The 14,445-nt window shown below is 47.6% G+C and carries 16 protein-coding genes; 9 read left to right on the forward strand and 7 right to left on the reverse strand.

Features of this window, described 5'->3' with window-relative positions:
* The first annotated feature begins 18 nt into the window (after window positions 1-18).
* Window positions 19-717: a response regulator transcription factor gene (locus BJQ97_RS01230; RefSeq protein WP_160155200.1), complete on the forward strand. Its 699-nt coding sequence runs from the start codon at window positions 19-21 to the stop codon at window positions 715-717.
* A complete protein-coding gene (locus tag BJQ97_RS01235; protein WP_160155201.1) occupies window positions 704-2,152 on the forward strand; it encodes a HAMP domain-containing sensor histidine kinase in 1,449 nt (482 codons plus the stop codon). The genes BJQ97_RS01230 and BJQ97_RS01235 overlap by 14 nt, the downstream gene beginning before the upstream one ends.
* A 400-nt stretch (window positions 2,153-2,552) precedes the next feature.
* On the opposite strand, the gene BJQ97_RS01240 is transcribed toward BJQ97_RS01235, so the two are convergent.
* From BJQ97_RS01240 to BJQ97_RS01255, 4 genes are read right to left on the reverse strand one after another with little or no spacing between them, the layout of a single operon-like run.
* On the reverse strand, window positions 2,553-2,984 hold the full coding sequence (locus BJQ97_RS01240; protein WP_160155202.1) for a NisI/SpaI family lantibiotic immunity lipoprotein: 432 nt from the start codon (window positions 2,982-2,984) through the stop codon (window positions 2,553-2,555).
* 54 nt (window positions 2,985-3,038) lie between these two features.
* Window positions 3,039-3,827, reverse strand: a complete 789-nt coding sequence (locus tag BJQ97_RS01245; RefSeq protein WP_160155203.1) for a lantibiotic immunity ABC transporter MutG family permease subunit — start codon at window positions 3,825-3,827, stop codon at window positions 3,039-3,041.
* Between the two features lies 1 nt (window position 3,828).
* Complete coding sequence (locus BJQ97_RS01250; protein WP_160155204.1) at window positions 3,829-4,575, reverse strand: lantibiotic immunity ABC transporter MutE/EpiE family permease subunit; 747 nt, start codon at window positions 4,573-4,575, stop codon at window positions 3,829-3,831.
* A gap of 15 nt (window positions 4,576-4,590) precedes the next feature.
* On the reverse strand, window positions 4,591-5,283 hold the full coding sequence (locus BJQ97_RS01255) for a lantibiotic protection ABC transporter ATP-binding protein (RefSeq protein WP_160155205.1): 693 nt from the start codon (window positions 5,281-5,283) through the stop codon (window positions 4,591-4,593).
* A 152-nt stretch (window positions 5,284-5,435) separates the two neighbouring features.
* On the opposite strand from BJQ97_RS01255, the gene BJQ97_RS01260 reads away from it, so the two are divergent.
* From BJQ97_RS01260 to BJQ97_RS01285, 6 genes are all read left to right on the forward strand, one after another.
* The gene (locus BJQ97_RS01260) at window positions 5,436-6,032 is read left to right on the forward strand and encodes a kinase (protein ID WP_160155206.1); all 597 of its coding nucleotides are present in this window, start codon (window positions 5,436-5,438) and stop codon (window positions 6,030-6,032) included.
* A 301-nt stretch (window positions 6,033-6,333) separates the two neighbouring features.
* Window positions 6,334-7,839: an IS21 family transposase gene (istA, locus tag BJQ97_RS01265; RefSeq protein WP_160155207.1), complete on the forward strand. Its 1,506-nt coding sequence runs from the start codon at window positions 6,334-6,336 to the stop codon at window positions 7,837-7,839.
* A complete protein-coding gene (gene istB / locus BJQ97_RS01270) occupies window positions 7,836-8,588 on the forward strand; it encodes an IS21-like element helper ATPase IstB (protein ID WP_021322668.1) in 753 nt (250 codons plus the stop codon). Before istA ends, istB begins: the two co-directional genes overlap by 4 nt.
* A gap of 3 nt (window positions 8,589-8,591) precedes the next feature.
* Window positions 8,592-8,804, forward strand: a complete 213-nt coding sequence (locus tag BJQ97_RS01275; RefSeq protein WP_407066435.1) for a DUF2975 domain-containing protein — start codon at window positions 8,592-8,594, stop codon at window positions 8,802-8,804.
* 10 nt (window positions 8,805-8,814) lie between these two features.
* Complete coding sequence (locus tag BJQ97_RS01280) at window positions 8,815-9,039, forward strand: helix-turn-helix domain-containing protein (RefSeq protein WP_160155208.1); 225 nt, start codon at window positions 8,815-8,817, stop codon at window positions 9,037-9,039.
* 43 nt (window positions 9,040-9,082) lie between these two features.
* Entirely contained in the window at window positions 9,083-9,925 is an 843-nt protein-coding gene (locus tag BJQ97_RS01285; protein ID WP_160157510.1) for a DUF817 domain-containing protein, read from the forward strand.
* Between the two features lie 89 nt (window positions 9,926-10,014).
* Here the strand turns inward: BJQ97_RS01285 and BJQ97_RS01290 are convergent, their stop codons facing one another.
* The 3 genes from BJQ97_RS01290 to BJQ97_RS01300 are packed head-to-tail and all read right to left on the reverse strand — an operon-like array spanning window position 10,015 to window position 12,753.
* On the reverse strand, window positions 10,015-10,518 hold the full coding sequence (locus BJQ97_RS01290) for a DinB family protein (RefSeq protein WP_160155209.1): 504 nt from the start codon (window positions 10,516-10,518) through the stop codon (window positions 10,015-10,017).
* Window positions 10,519-10,557: 39 nt separating this feature from the next.
* Window positions 10,558-11,322, reverse strand: a complete 765-nt coding sequence (locus BJQ97_RS01295; RefSeq protein WP_160155210.1) for a TatD family hydrolase — start codon at window positions 11,320-11,322, stop codon at window positions 10,558-10,560.
* Between the two features lie 57 nt (window positions 11,323-11,379).
* Window positions 11,380-12,753 carry a sigma-54 interaction domain-containing protein gene (locus BJQ97_RS01300; protein WP_160155211.1) on the reverse strand — a complete coding sequence of 458 codons (1,374 nt, stop codon included), beginning with the start codon at window positions 12,751-12,753 and terminating at the stop codon, window positions 11,380-11,382.
* Window positions 12,754-12,988: 235 nt separating this feature from the next.
* Here BJQ97_RS01300 and BJQ97_RS01305 point away from each other — a divergent pair, with 235 nt between their 5' ends.
* A complete protein-coding gene (locus tag BJQ97_RS01305) occupies window positions 12,989-14,401 on the forward strand; it encodes an amino acid permease (protein WP_160155212.1) in 1,413 nt (470 codons plus the stop codon).
* Window positions 14,402-14,445: the final 44 nt, after the last annotated feature.

Below are 14,445 nucleotides of genomic sequence, written 5' to 3' on the forward strand. Positions count from 1 at the left end.
GTAAGGTGGGTATGAAAAATGGGTAAAAGAAAAATACTGGTTGTCGACGATAATGAAGACATTTGCTTGACGATCAAACAATATTTGGAGCTTCATGATTATATGGTGGAACTGGCGTACAGCAGTACGGAAGCGTTGAAAATGATCAACAGCGATGTTGATTTGATTGTGTTAGATATTATGATGGAAGGTATTGATGGAATGGAATTGTGTCGCATGATTCGTGATCGAGTCGATTGCCCGATTGTATTTGTCAGTGCAAAGACGATGGAGGAAGATAAGGTTCAAGCTCTGTCGATCGGCGGAGATGATTACATAACCAAACCTTTCAGCTTAAAGGAGTTAAAAGCGAGAATCGATTCCCATTTAAGAAGGGAAGAGCGGATTCGTTCAAATGAGAGATATCTTTTGAGTTCGAAAAATATAACCATTGATCTTTTGGCGAATGAGGTTTTTTGTAAAGGAATGAAATTACCTTTCACAAAAAAAGAATATGAGATTGTGAAGTTGTTGATGCTGAATAAAAATGTTGTTTTTTCTAAAGAAAGGATATTTGAACGTGTGTGGGGACTCGACTCGGAAAGCCAATTAGACACCGTTACAGAAAGTATCAAGAATATCAGAAAGAAAATAAAAGCCGTTGATCCGGAAACTTCCTATATTCAAACATTATATGGATTAGGTTATAAATGGGATGTGACCGATGAAAAACAATAAAACGATCAAACGAGATTTTTACTTGTTGGTTGTGAAAGTTGTTTTGGCAACGATCGTCTCGTCGGCGCTTGCTTATTTATGCTTAATCTATTTGATCGTTACATTTACAGGGAATCATATGGTAAAATCGACAGATTATTTTGTACGATATTTGGATTTAATTGAAAAAAAAGTGAAAGAGAACGAAGAGGCCATTTTCATGGGGAGATTAATTCCCATCGATCGTTATAGCCGAAAGATACAGGGAGAAGTTGTAGACGTCAGTGGCCATCATCTGTATGGTGATCGGGGAATTGTAAACGATAAAGTTGATATTAGTGAAGCAATCAATCGTGATATTGTAAAAGGAAGCTATGTGTATCGATTCGTCCCCATTAAACATGATAACGCGATTCAGGCGGTGTATGTGCTGAAAGCGCCTTTTGGGTTTATGATTAATAATCGTGATCACTTCGGAGTCGTGTTGATTTATGTTGTGTTGCTTATTTCTCCGCTGATCTTTTTTATTGTCTATTTAATTTTTTTTACATCCAGGTTGTATCAATCATTGTTTCATAATATGAAATTGTTGCTTCACGCTGCCGATAACATTTCAAACGGCTATTTTGATTTTAAGGTCTCCGGGCTGAAACGAAAAGAGTTTATCAAGATACAGGATTCCTTTAATACCATGATCAGTGCTCTGAAAGAGATGGTTGAAAGTTTATCAAAGGTCGATGACGAACGGAAAATCATGGTGTCGTCGATTGCCCACGATATAAGAACACCGTTAACCGTTATTCAAGGACAAATGGATTTAATCGATGATTTGAAGGACGCAGATCATTTTGATATCACTCCGCATTTGGATCTGATTCGCAAAAACTGTAGAAAAATGCGGATGTTGACAGATAATTTGTCGTTGCTGTATAAAGTGGAGAATCCGCATTTTTTGTTTAATCCACAACAAGTTGATTTATATCAACTGTTAATGGAGAAAAAAAAGGAAATCTCCGCGTTGGTTTCGAATCAAAAGCAGATCAACATTTCTTTTGATGTGGACTTGCGAAAAACGTTTTACATTTTAGATGAACCGATGCTCATGAGAGTTTTGGATAATCTTTTGTATAACAGTTTGAGGTTTACAAAGAGTGGGGAAATTAAACTGAAAGTGTATGATGAAGCAGATGGACAAAATCATAAGATCTATTTTAAATGTTCAGATACAGGGACGGGATTTAAGGAAACGGATACATCGCTGTTATTCAGGCCGTTTTATCAGAATGAACAATATAAAGACCATTTTGGGTTAGGTCTTTATATCGCAAAACAAATTGTCAAAAATTATGGAGGGGAGATTTGGGCTTACAACAATGAAAGCGGCGGAGCAACCGTTGAATTTTATATTAAGGAGATATCAAATGATCCCCACATAAAGAGAAAAAATGAGACTTGAATCATTTTATCGCAAAAGGTTTATCTATGGCTTTGTCATCGGAATCACATGGCCTTGCTATTTGTTCCTTATAAAACTGTGACACATATGCCAGGAGGCATGACAACACCGGAGTATGGAGAAATCCCTGAATATATCATAAGTGTACTTAAAATGGGGGGCGGAATTATTGCCTCTGTCGTTTGAAAGTGAAAAACGAAGGACTAGCGCGTTTGTCGGTCGTTTGACATGGGAGCGATTAGCCTTTGAAGCTTGGCACGATCGGTAGGAAAATGAATGTGTTCTTGTATAAGGGTCCTCCTTTCGAATGATGATGTGCTTGCGCATTCGAAAGGAGACCCACAGGCCGTGTCGATTTGTCTGCTTGTCTGGATGATGCTGTTATACACTCAATGGAGGTTTATTTCCTTTTTGCCACCAGAAATTGATTGTTGACCGTTACGGCCACTTCTTCTTCTGGGTTTACGCCTTTGATGCTGTACACCCAGCCAAAGTTCAAGTGAGTTCTTTTTTCATCTTTTTTATCAGGAACAATTTCGATCTTTCTCAGCTCTTCTTTGCTTAGGATTCGATGATGCTCATTAATGGTAATCGTTTCTGTTACTTTCCCAATTGGTTTGTTCAATTGATGTCGATCTACTTTTGACGCTTGAATGACATAGGTTCGGCCTTGATAGCGAATTTCTTTTAAGTTTTTTTTGTCCAGTTCATATTTTGGCAATGTTCGATCGATCGCCATATTGTGTGATGCCGTTTTTTTTAAGTCGCTGAAAAGCGAACAACCTCCTAAGAATATGATTCCAATCAGTATCAGGAGAATGAAATTTTTCATAACTGCTCTTGAGCCTCCTTTTTTCAATATTATGCCTAGATGGAAGGTGGATCTTCATTCATGCGGTTTATTTCCTTCCCAACGATGAAACCAGATGGAACCGATGATCGTGACGATGATAAAGCCTACAAAGGCATAAACCGTTCCTTCCCGCAGCGATGGCGAGTCGGAATGTAACAACTGCGTCCCTAAGGCCTGCTTGACCTCGGGCATCATCAGCATTGGAAATTGTGAAAGGCGAACAGCCCAAGCCCAAGGAATATAACTCCAGATGTGATCGCCTAAGGAAGTTGCGCCGATGATGGCGGAAATCAGAAATCCACCGCTCCCTACAGCGATGGAGGCTCCCATCCCAAAAGCAAAGCTGATGAATAGATGTATGGAGAAAAGGATGAGTGAGCCCACCATAGAGAGTACGGCTCCTTGCAAAAATAAATCATAATGAATGTGGGCTGCTTGGAGCACGTATTTCATGCCGATCAACATAAGAATCGTTGCCAGCAAGATGTCCGCAAATGCAATCAAAACGAGCAACGTGAGTTTGCCAACATACCATTGTATTCTCGAGATAGGACCGGATAAAACGTTCATAAAGTTTCCTGCCTTTTCTTCTTGGTATGACATCAGACCCGTCAGCAATGAGAGGATGATCGGCAAGGAAACCGCCAGCACTTCAAAAAATCCTCGATAGATTTTCACTTGCCAAAATACAGGGGTATGGTAGTGGGAAAAATACCATACCATGAAGAGCGGATAGATGATGGGTGCGATCCACATCACCCATCGAATCGCTGTGCGTTTCGTTTTGATCCATTCGGAAAACAGAACGCGAAGAAACGACATGTCAATGCACCTCTTTTCGTGAAAACCAAAAGGCGGTCACAAATGATAACAACAGGAAAACAGCCATGGCGGTCACCAGTCCTATCGGAATGACAGAGGGATCCAACAGCGGACTTTCTTTCTCCAGCGGAACGCCGTTCGGATGAACCTTGACGATCGGGCACATCAGCCTCATTCCCCAGCTCCATGGAATGAACAGCCAATACGGTTTTGTGGCCATGACCACTCCCAATGCGATGCCGATGACACTGACCATAATCGACACCACCATCCCGAACCGCTCAGCGACAAACAACCCGATCGGAATGTAGGCTAAAGAGGTCATCCAAATGACAAGGCTGGCAAATATGGCGACTGTTGCTGATGAGAGGCTGTTAGGCAAAAACCATTTCAATAAAACAAGTAAGACGATCAGCTCTATTGTGGAGAGCAACATATAATAAGCGATGACGATGATTTTGCTCCACCATAGGCGTACAATGCTAATGTCATGACAACGCAACGCTTTATCGTTTCCTGACTTTTTCTCCCTCGCCACTGAAAGAGAGGCAATCAAGGCTGTTCCAATCGGAACAAAAATCAATGGCCACCAATTGAATACGGTGTATTCAAAATAATGATGTGTTGTATTCATGACTGGCATGGTCGTCATGGCGTACAGGACAAAGAAAAACGGAGCGATAAATACCAGTTTTTTGGCAAACGTCCGCTTATATTTTAAACGTTCAGACTCGATCATCGTTAGCATCACGTCCACCTTCCTTCATCTTTCACTCACTACATCGATAAAGAGTTTTTCAAGATCTTCATTTTCGCTGATTTTCCCTTCGTATTTGAGCGCCCCATTTTGAATAATGCCAATGTAATCGGCTAATTGTTTGACTTCTGATAAAATATGGCTTGATAAGATGATCGTCATTCCATTTTTACAAAACGATTGGATAAGGGTTCGCAAGTCCTGTATACCTAATGGGTCCAGTCCGTTCGTTGGTTCGTCGAGAATGAGCAGTTTCGGGGAGTTTAAAAGAGCTTTGGCAATTCCCAACCTCTGCTTCATCCCGAGAGAAAATTGGGAGACTTTCTTTTTGCCCGTGTTTTCTAAACCGACAATTTTTAGCACTTCCTCGATTCTCGAATTTGGCAAATTTAGCAGTTTGGCATACACGAGTAAATTCTCGTAGGCCGTTAAATTGCCGTAAAGAGCCGGGGATTCGATTAGCGCCCCAATGTCTTTCAAATCTTTTCTGCTCCAAGGATGGCCGTTGATCATGATTTCCCCTTTTGTCGGACGCAGCAGCCCTGTCAGCATTTTTAAAATCGTTGACTTCCCAGCCCCGTTTGGCCCGAGCAGCCCATAAATCGTCTGTTTTTTCACTCTCATTGACACATTGTCCACCGCTAGTTGCTTGCCGAACGCTTTGCTTAATTCATAGGTTTCCAATGCATATTCTCCCATGTTCATGCTCCTTTCATTAATGAACGGTTTTGTTAGCGAGACTAATCATCGTCTCTGTGTTGTTTCCATAGTAATACGTCTTTATAATGTTTTTATCAGAAAAAAAGCACGGAAATTTGGCAAAGGAGAGACGTGTAGGGGGGAGATAGGGTTTGCGTGATCGCATCGACTTCTTATGCAAGTCCATTCTGGCGATCAAAACAGCGGGTCGATTGGTCCTCGGGATTGATGGGCTAAGCCGATCGGGCAAAACGACATTAGCCAATCAGTTGAGTCAAACGCTGCGGGAGCAAGGGATCTCCGTGTGTGTTTTTCACATGGATGATCATATTGTCGAGCGCGCCAAACGTTATCATACGGGAAACGAGGAATGGTTTGAATATTATTATTTACAGTGGGATGTAGAGTGGCTAACGCATCAGTTGTTCCGTCAACTCAAAGCATCCCACCAGTTGACCCTGCCGTTTTATGATCATGAGGCTGATGCGCACTCGAAGCGAACGGTTTATCTCTCTAATTCGGACATTATCATGATTGAAGGTGTTTTTCTGCAAAGGAAAGAATGGAGGCCGTTTTTTGACTTCGTCGTCTATTTGGATTGTCCGCGAGAGATTCGCTTTGCCCGTGAAAACGATCAGGTGAAACAAAACATCCAAAAGTTCATCAACCGGTATTGGAAAGCAGAAGACTATTATTTGAAAACAGAAGAGCCGATCAAGCGCGCGGACGTTGTTTTCGATATGTCGTAATGGGGAGAGTCATTGCCTGTTACACAAAAAAAGAGGCTGATCCGCAAGGCATTCGCGTCTTTGGCTCAGCCATGAACCGACAGATCATAAGGGTTACTGCACCGCAAGTTGAGGCTTCAAGGCAACAGGCATGCGATTTTGCCTGCTTATTTGTTCGCTTGTTTAGTGCAAAATAAAAATACAGAGTTCTGCAACGAAACGTGCAGAGCCTAAGGCAAAGAAAAAAGGCTTGCCAGCCCCTAACATTTCCTCTACTGTGGAAGTTGTGAACACATAAACCAAACAGTGGAGGAGCGAAAGGATGCTGGCAATGCCCGAAATGAATCGTATCAGAAAACTGCGTGAAAAGAAAGGGTTATCGATTGCGGAAATTTCCCGCGAAACGGGATATAACTGGAGAACGGTCAAGAAATACGCGGATGGCGGCATTTCTGTCCAACCAACCATCAAACGCAAAAAGGGGATGATGGAGGAAGAAGGATACGGGCAAATCATTGATGACTGGTTGGAGGAGGATGCCAAGCTGCCGAGAAAACAACGGCGAACGAACAAGACGATGTTTGAAGCGCTTTGTCGTGACCATGGATTTCAAGGCTCGTATCGCACCGTTTGCGCGTACGTGCAAAAACGAAGACCGCAGCTCAAACTCGAGAAAGAACAGCGCTATGAACGACTTGAGCACCCGCCAGGCGAGGCGCAGGTGGATTTCGGGAAGATGACGGTGGTGACGAAGGAGGGGAAGGAAGAAGAACGATCGGTTTTGATCGTAAGCTTCCCGTATAGCAACGCTGCGTTTGCTTATCCGCTGCCGGCGGAAAACAGTGAATGCTTCCTCCATGGGTTGACGCAGCTGTTTCGTCAGGCTGGGGGAGTGCCAAAGGCATTGCGCATTGACAATTTGTCCGCGGCCATCGTGTCGATTCGAAAAGGGGGAGAACGCCAATTCACCGAGGCTTTTGAGAAATTTCAACTCTACTATCGGTTTGATGTACAAGTGTGCAATCCATACAGCGGACATGAGAAAGGAAATGCGGAGCGAAAAGTCTATTACACTCGCAACCTTTGTTTCGTCCCGGCTCCGTTGATCGAGTCGGATCCGGAGCTGGTGGAGTGGCTGCATCGCAAGATGGTCGAGGACCGAAACCGCCCTCATTATGAAAAGGGGCGGTTGATAGAGGAGCTATGGCAGGAAGAGCGGCCGGAGCTGTTGGCGTTGCCGGAACAAGATCTTCCGATCTTCTCCCTCGATCACGCTTACGTGAATAAGTACGGAGAAGTGATGGTGGATGGGAAGGCGTTCGTCGTCCATGGCCTGTCCGTCCCCAACCGGGTATTGGTGAAAAAAGAGTGGGATCGTTTCTTTGTGCTCTCTCCTGACGGAGGCATACATCTTGAGATGCCAAGGCCGTATACGAACGTGAAACGCGAGATCCCTTGGAAAGAGATTTTCGCTGAGTGGGAGACCAAACCCCGGGTTGTCGGGCATTCCCGATACCGGGCGTACTTGCCGGAAGCGATCCGAACGTATCTGGCTGGCACCCCGCCCCAGGTGGCGGCCCGTTTGAAAGGGCTGCGAGCGCTGTTGGATCGTTGCACGCTTTATGAAATCGCCCAGTGGCTCGAGGAGAGTCAGCGATGGGACTTGGCTCCTCATGAAATCGGGGTGTTGATGGAAGCCGAGCAATCCCATTACCCGGCCAAGTGGAAAGAATCGTACACCCCTTCCGTCCTGATCGACTATGAAACGGACTTAACGGTGTATGATCAACGTCTTCATCCTGTTCGGGAAGGGGGTGTCCAGGGATGAGAGCAGAGGTGAAAGAGATTTGTAAAGCACTGCATTTGGCCTATATCGCGGATCGATTCGAGGAGGTGATGTTCGAAACGAAAGAACAGTTTTTGCGGGATGTATTGGCGCTGGAGCTGTCGTGCCGCCAGCAGGCGAAACAGGCCCGGCTGATCAAGAAAGCCAAGTTTCGGGAGTTGAAATGGCTGAAGGATTACGAATGGTCGGATCACATCCACTGGCCGACCACGACATCGAAGAAGGAATTGTGTGACCTTCGCTTTTTGGAGCGAAAGCAAAACGTTCTGCTTTTAGGCTCGCCCGGGACAGGAAAAACCCATCTCGCCACAGCGCTCGGCATCCAGGCGTGCCAACAAGGCCATGAGGTTCGGTTTTTCCGCGTCGCGGATCTCGTCGCCCAGCTGGAAGAGGCATTGAAAAATGGCACGCTCGGGCGGCTGAAACGAAGCATCGATGCGTGCGAACTGTTGATATTGGATGAACTCGGCTATGTGCCGTTTCAAAAGCAAGGATCGGAGCTGTTGTTTCATATTATCGCCGACTGTTATGAGCGAAAAAGCGTCATCGTGACGTCGAATCTGGAATTTGGACAGTGGAATCGGGTGTTTGGGGACAACCGCTTGACAGCTGCGCTGGTGGATCGCTTGGTTCACCATGCCCACATCCTGGCCTTTACGGGAGAGAGCTATCGACTGCGGAACGCTCTCTCCGCGATCCAGCCGTCCTCTTCCCCCGGTCTGGAACCTTAAGTCTTGAGCTGGCAAGCCTATGTATTTTTTCTTGCACTTCTCTGCATTTTTTGCTTGCAAAAAACATTCGCTGAGAAAGACGACGCTCCGGGCGTCATTTTCGTCGGTCTGCTCGTGCCGTTTGCGTCGTTTGTCATCGCTGTGTTCGCTGCGGTTTTGCAAAAGCTGCTGCAACAAGCGATTGAAATCAAACAAGAAAATGAGCTTACGATTTGAGGTGGATGGCATGCCGATTATTGTCAATCTGGATGTCATGTTGGCCAAACGGAAAATGAGCGTCACCGGGCTGTCGGAGAAAGTCAGGATTACGATGGCGAACTTGTCGATCTTGAAAAACGGGAAGGCGAAAGCGATCCGCTTCTCGACGTTGGAAGCCATTTGCAAGGCGCTCGACTGCCAGCCAGGTGATCTTTTAGAGTACCGAAGCGAGGAAGAGGGGGCAAATTCGTAAAGGTAGGGAGGAGTGACCGTTGAAAGGAGAAGAATATGGGGCGATGGTGCACAGCGATCCGCTTTGTCAGCCGTTGGTTGTTAGGGTGCAGCAGTGGACCATCGTCAGGGCATTGAAGCAGCTGATCCGTTTTGGCTGGGAGCAGGCGTTGTCCTGCGTATTTCCGGTCGTCATTTTTGCGTCATTGGCGCTGACGAAGCTCGCGCCGCTCCCGCTGCTGCCAAGGTATGATTGGCTGCTTGTTATTTGCATTCTCATGCAATGGTGGATGGTGCGGTCAGGGCTGGAAACGCGGGATGAGCTCAAGGTGATCACCTTGTTCCACGCCATTGGGCTTGCGCTCGAGCTGTTTAAAGTGCGCATCGGTTCGTGGTCGTATCCGGAAGAGGGGTATACGAAACTGTTTGGCGTGCCGCTGTACAGCGGGTTTATGTATGCGAGCGTTGCCAGCTATCTTTGCCAGGCGTGGCGAAGGCTGAAGGTGGAGTTGGTGCGATGGCCGCCGTTTTGGATGGTTGTTCCTCTCGCTTCGGCGATTTACTTGAATTTTTTCACCCACCACTATTGGGTGGACGTTCGTTGGTGGCTCTCAGTCCTCGTCATGCTTGTCTTTTGGCGGTCATGGGTGACCTATGAGGTCGGGGGGATCCGCTACCGGATGCCGCTTGTTCTGTCCTTTTTGTTGATCGGATTTTTCATCTGGATCGCGGAAAACATCGCCACCTTTTTTGGCGCTTGGCAATATCCAAACCAGGCGAAGGCGTGGAGCCTTGTCCATGTGGGGAAAGTGAGTTCGTGGTGTTTGCTCGTCATTGTCAGTTTTCTCATCGTGGCGACGTTAAAGCAAGTGAAGGGGAGATACCTCCATAACGAACAATCCCTGTGACAGGAGCGATGGAGCGTTCGCTTGAAAATGGAAAATCGTTGTAAGCCGAGCAGGGCTGGGAATTGGCTGGCCGCTGCTCGGCTTTTTCTTTATGGGCGGCTCGTTCCTCCCGGAAGCTGTGCCTTGATTTCTTCAATTTGTTCGAGGTGGCGCAGTTCGTGGTAGCCGACAAATTCCACCCATTGCTTCAAATTCAACGGCCCAAAAACGGGATGTGGGAATGATTTAGCTTCCAAGTCAGTTGGGTTGGCTTGCTCCGTGATTTGACGCAACCGTTGCCGCGATTGGCGTAATTTTTCTTCCAGTTCGTGTCGGGGGAAGAAGCGGTCGCTCGGGCGGGCGAAATCAGGCGCCTCCACTTTTTTCGAACGGTCAACGGTCAAATGGATCGGTTTCTCCTCGACGGGCTGGCTCCCGCCATGCGTCAATGTATGGGCGATCATGGCTGCGATCGATGTTTCGATTAAGTACAAATGTTCAAGCACTTGGGCGATGGTCCAAGTCCCTTTCGCTGCCCGGGTGTTCAGCTGTTCGTCCGATAGCCCGGAAACACTTTCGATCAGTTGTTGGCGCACTTGTTCGTTATAATCCATAATTTTCCCTCGTTTCCATGTGGATTTTGTTTGATCATACTACATGGACAGCGAGCCGTAAAGACGTTTCGTGTTCGTGATGATGATTGTTTTGACTTGTTCAATATCTTGGCCATAGTGTCTAGCGGCGGCACGGACGGAGTCCAACAGCCATAACGGCGTCGTCGGCTTTCCAGCAAACGGACCGGCAAACGGCCATGGACCGTCGGTTTCCAGAAGCAGCTGCTCGATGGGAACGAGGGATAACAGCTGCTTATCGCGTTCGCGGTAGCACACTTCCGGCGTGACGGAAATATAGTAGCCGCACTCGACGATTTGTTTGACCACAGCTGGATCCGCCTTCAGCCAGTGGAAATGGGCTCGTCGGATGCCAGCTTGCTGCAACATGGCCAAGGTTGTTTCCGCGCGATCGTATACGGCGTGAAGAACGAGCGGCAAGGAGGCATCCGCGGCGATGGCCGCGATTTCGGTTAATCGTTCTTGATACGCAGACAGCTTGGCGCACGCTTCCGCTGAATAGTATGGCAGCCCGACTTCACCGATGGCCGACAAAAGCCGCCGCTCTTGCTTGACGAGCTCCGTCCATTCGTTCCAATCGGCTTCGCTTGGCAGCGGTTGCTCGGGGTGAAAACCGATGGCGGCGTAGACGAAGGAAGGGAATCGCTGTTTCAACTCGAGCGTTCGGCAGCTGGAGCGCAAATCGGTGGATACGGCGACGACGCCGGTGATGCCCGCTTCTTGCCAACGGTTGATTTGTTCATCGATGTCCGTGTACTGGTCGAGATGAATATGAGCGTCGATCATCCACAGCGACCCCCCCTGTCCTTTTTGCCGTCTCGATGGCTGAGGCTTTTCGCCTTTTCATCCCCACTCCTTATCAATTTGGTACTTGCGGATACGGTATTGCAAGTTTTGTCGGCTCAAACCAAGCGCTTTGGCCGTTTTGGTAATATTGAAGCCATGGTGCTGCAGCGCCTTGCGGATGTAGTAAATTTCGACTTCTTCCATGTATTTGTCAAGCGGCAAAATGTCTTCGGTATCAAATAAAAAGTCGGTTTTGGCATCATCGGGCGTAAGCTTGGCTCGAAAAGGGGCAGGCAGATGGGCGAGGGTGATCGTTTGTTCTTGTTCCATCGTCGCCATCGTTTCCAAAATGACGGCTTCAAGCTCGCGTACGTTGCCCGGCCAGCTGTAAGCAAGAAACGCATCTTGCACGTCATCGTCGAGTCCTTCGATATGCAGGCCATAGCGCTCGTTCCCTTGACGGATGAAATGGATAGCGAGCGGCAAAATGTCCTCTTTCCGTTCGCGCAACGGCGGCAGGACGATGCAGTGGACGGCGAGTTGGTAGTAAAGTGATTTCAGCAATTTCCCTGCTTGGACGGCATCGATCGGATCCCCGCTTGTCGAGGTGATGAGGCGAACGTCCGCACGAACCGGTTCTTGGCCATGGGCGCGGACAAACTGTTTTTCTTGCAGGGAACGGGCGAGCTTTTGTTGAAGCGGCAGGCTTAGCGAGTCAATATCGTCAAGCAGGACGGTGCCGCCGTCGGCTTGTTCCAACAAGCCGGGCTGGATCTCGCCGTCTTCTTCACTGCCAAACAGCATGGTTTCGATCCAATCATCTGGAAGCGACAAACACGTTTGCGCAAAAAATGGTTTGGATCGCCGTTCGCTTTCGTGGTGAATGCAGGAAGCGAGCAAGTCTTTTCCCGTCCCTTTTTCGCCAATGAGCAGCACAGGCGCTTCCGAGCGGGCGGCATGACGAGCAAGGCGGATAGCCTTTTGCATGGCTTCGCTTTGGCCGATGATGTCCGCAAACGTGCGACTGGCTTCACCGCGTTGGTGCTGCTCTTGGATGAGCTTGCGAAATTTGGTGACGTCTTTGGCGATTTCCACTGCTCCGATGATGCGCCCATCTTTCCACAGCGGGTGTGTGTGATTGATGGTCGTGACTGCTTGACCCTTGTTATTGAAATACGTTTGCTGTTTGTTTAAGATGCTTTCACCGGTGTGCAGCGCTTCAAGCAATGTGCTCGGCTGCTCCGGGTCGAAGCGGAAGACGTCCAAAATGTTTTTGTCTAGCACGTCCTCAACGTCCATTCCTTCGATGTCCCGCATTTTCCGGTTGTAAATGACGGTTTTTCCGTGTTGGTCGACCGCGTGGACGCCGAGGTCGATCATTTCGAGAATTTGCTCGTACATTGATAAAAGCGTTTCCATATCTCGGTTCACAATCAGCACCTCTCTTTTTTGTATTATAGCACAAGGTGGACGGGAGACAGGAAGGGGAAGAAAGATGCGAAAAAAATTTTTGCTAAATATATTGAAAATAGAAAAAAATAATTTCATAATAAAGTTGTGGTACATTAGAAATTGAAAAATAATTTTGCATAAAAGGGGGTTGCTATTCGTTTGATAAAAATGTAAGCGGTTGCGGAATCTATCATAGAGAGGGGAGAGTTTTCGGATGCAACCCGTGCAAGAACTGAAACGAGAGCTAAAAAGCAGGCATTTATTTATGATCGCGTTAGGCGGAGTGATCGGCACCGGTTTGTTTTTAGGATCGGGTTATACGATTCATGAGGCGGGGCCAGGAGGGGCCGTCGTTGCTTATCTTTTTGGCGGATTGGTCATGTATTTGACAATGCTTTCGTTAGGAGAATTGGCCGTGAGAATTCCCGATGCAGGGTCGTATCAGACGTATGCGACGAAGTTCATCTCGCCGGCAGTGGGGTATTGCATTGGCTGGCTGTCATGGCTGAACTGGTCGGTGACGGTCGGCATCGAGCTTCTCACCGTCAGCATCCTCATGAAACGATGGTTTCCCGATGTGCCGACATGGGTGTTTTGCGCCGTCTTCGCTTTGTTGCTGTTTTTGATCAATGCGTTGTCAGTCAAGGGGTTTGGCGAGGTGGAGTTTTGGTTTTCAAGCGTGAAAGTGTTGACGGTCATCGCTTTTATTGTTCTTGGGTTGGCGGCGATGTTTGGAGTCATCCATATGAAAAATAGACAACCTGCCCCATTTTTCTCGAATTTTACAGACCATGGGGGCTTGTTTCCGAACGGGTTTTGGGCGATCTTTACGACGATGATCCTTGTGAACTTTTCGTTCCAGGGGACGGAATTGGTCGGCGTGGCGGCAGGGGAAAGCCGCGAGCCGGAAAAAACGGTGCCGGTTGCGTTGCGCAACACCGTATGGCGCATTTTGATCTTCTTTATTTTGGCCATTTTTGTGTTGGCTGGTTTGTTTCCGTGGGAGAAAGCCGGCGTTGTCGAGAGTCCGTTTGTGGTGGTGTTTGACAATATCGGCATTCCGTATGCGGCCGATATCATGAACTTTGTGATTATTACCGCGGTGCTGTCGGTGGCCAACTCAGGCTTATATGCGACATCGCGCGTCCTTTGGTCGATGTCGCGCCAAGGCATGGTCACTCCGTTTTTCAGCAAACTATCGAAGCGAGGCGTGCCGATCAATGCGCTGATTGCCAGCATTGCCATCGGCTGCTTGTCTCTGTTGTGTAGCGTATATGCGGAAGATACGGTGTATGTCTGGCTGACCGCGATCGCTGGGTTTGGCGCCGTCACGGTGTGGGCTTCGATCGCGCTGTCAAGTTATTTCGGCCGGAAAGCGTTTTTGCGTGAAGGCGGCGATGTGCGCGATCTGAAATACCGGACGCCGTTGTATCCGTTCGTGCCGCTGGCCGCGTTTGCGTTGAATATGGCAACGATCATCGGGCTGGCCTTTATCCCAGACCAACGGATCGCTCTTTACTGCGGCATTCCGTTTTTGCTCGCTTGCTACGGGTACTACCACCTTGTGGCGAAAAAGCGAGTTCAGCCTTTGCATGTGAAAAAAACGGAGATGGAGGCCGCCAAGTAAAAACAATTGAAAAAAGCCATCATCATTTGCATAATATAACTATG

The sequence above is a fragment of the Geobacillus sp. TFV-3 genome (assembly GCF_009901865.1).
Taxonomy (GTDB): Bacteria; Bacillota; Bacilli; order Bacillales; family Anoxybacillaceae; genus Geobacillus; species Geobacillus thermoleovorans_A.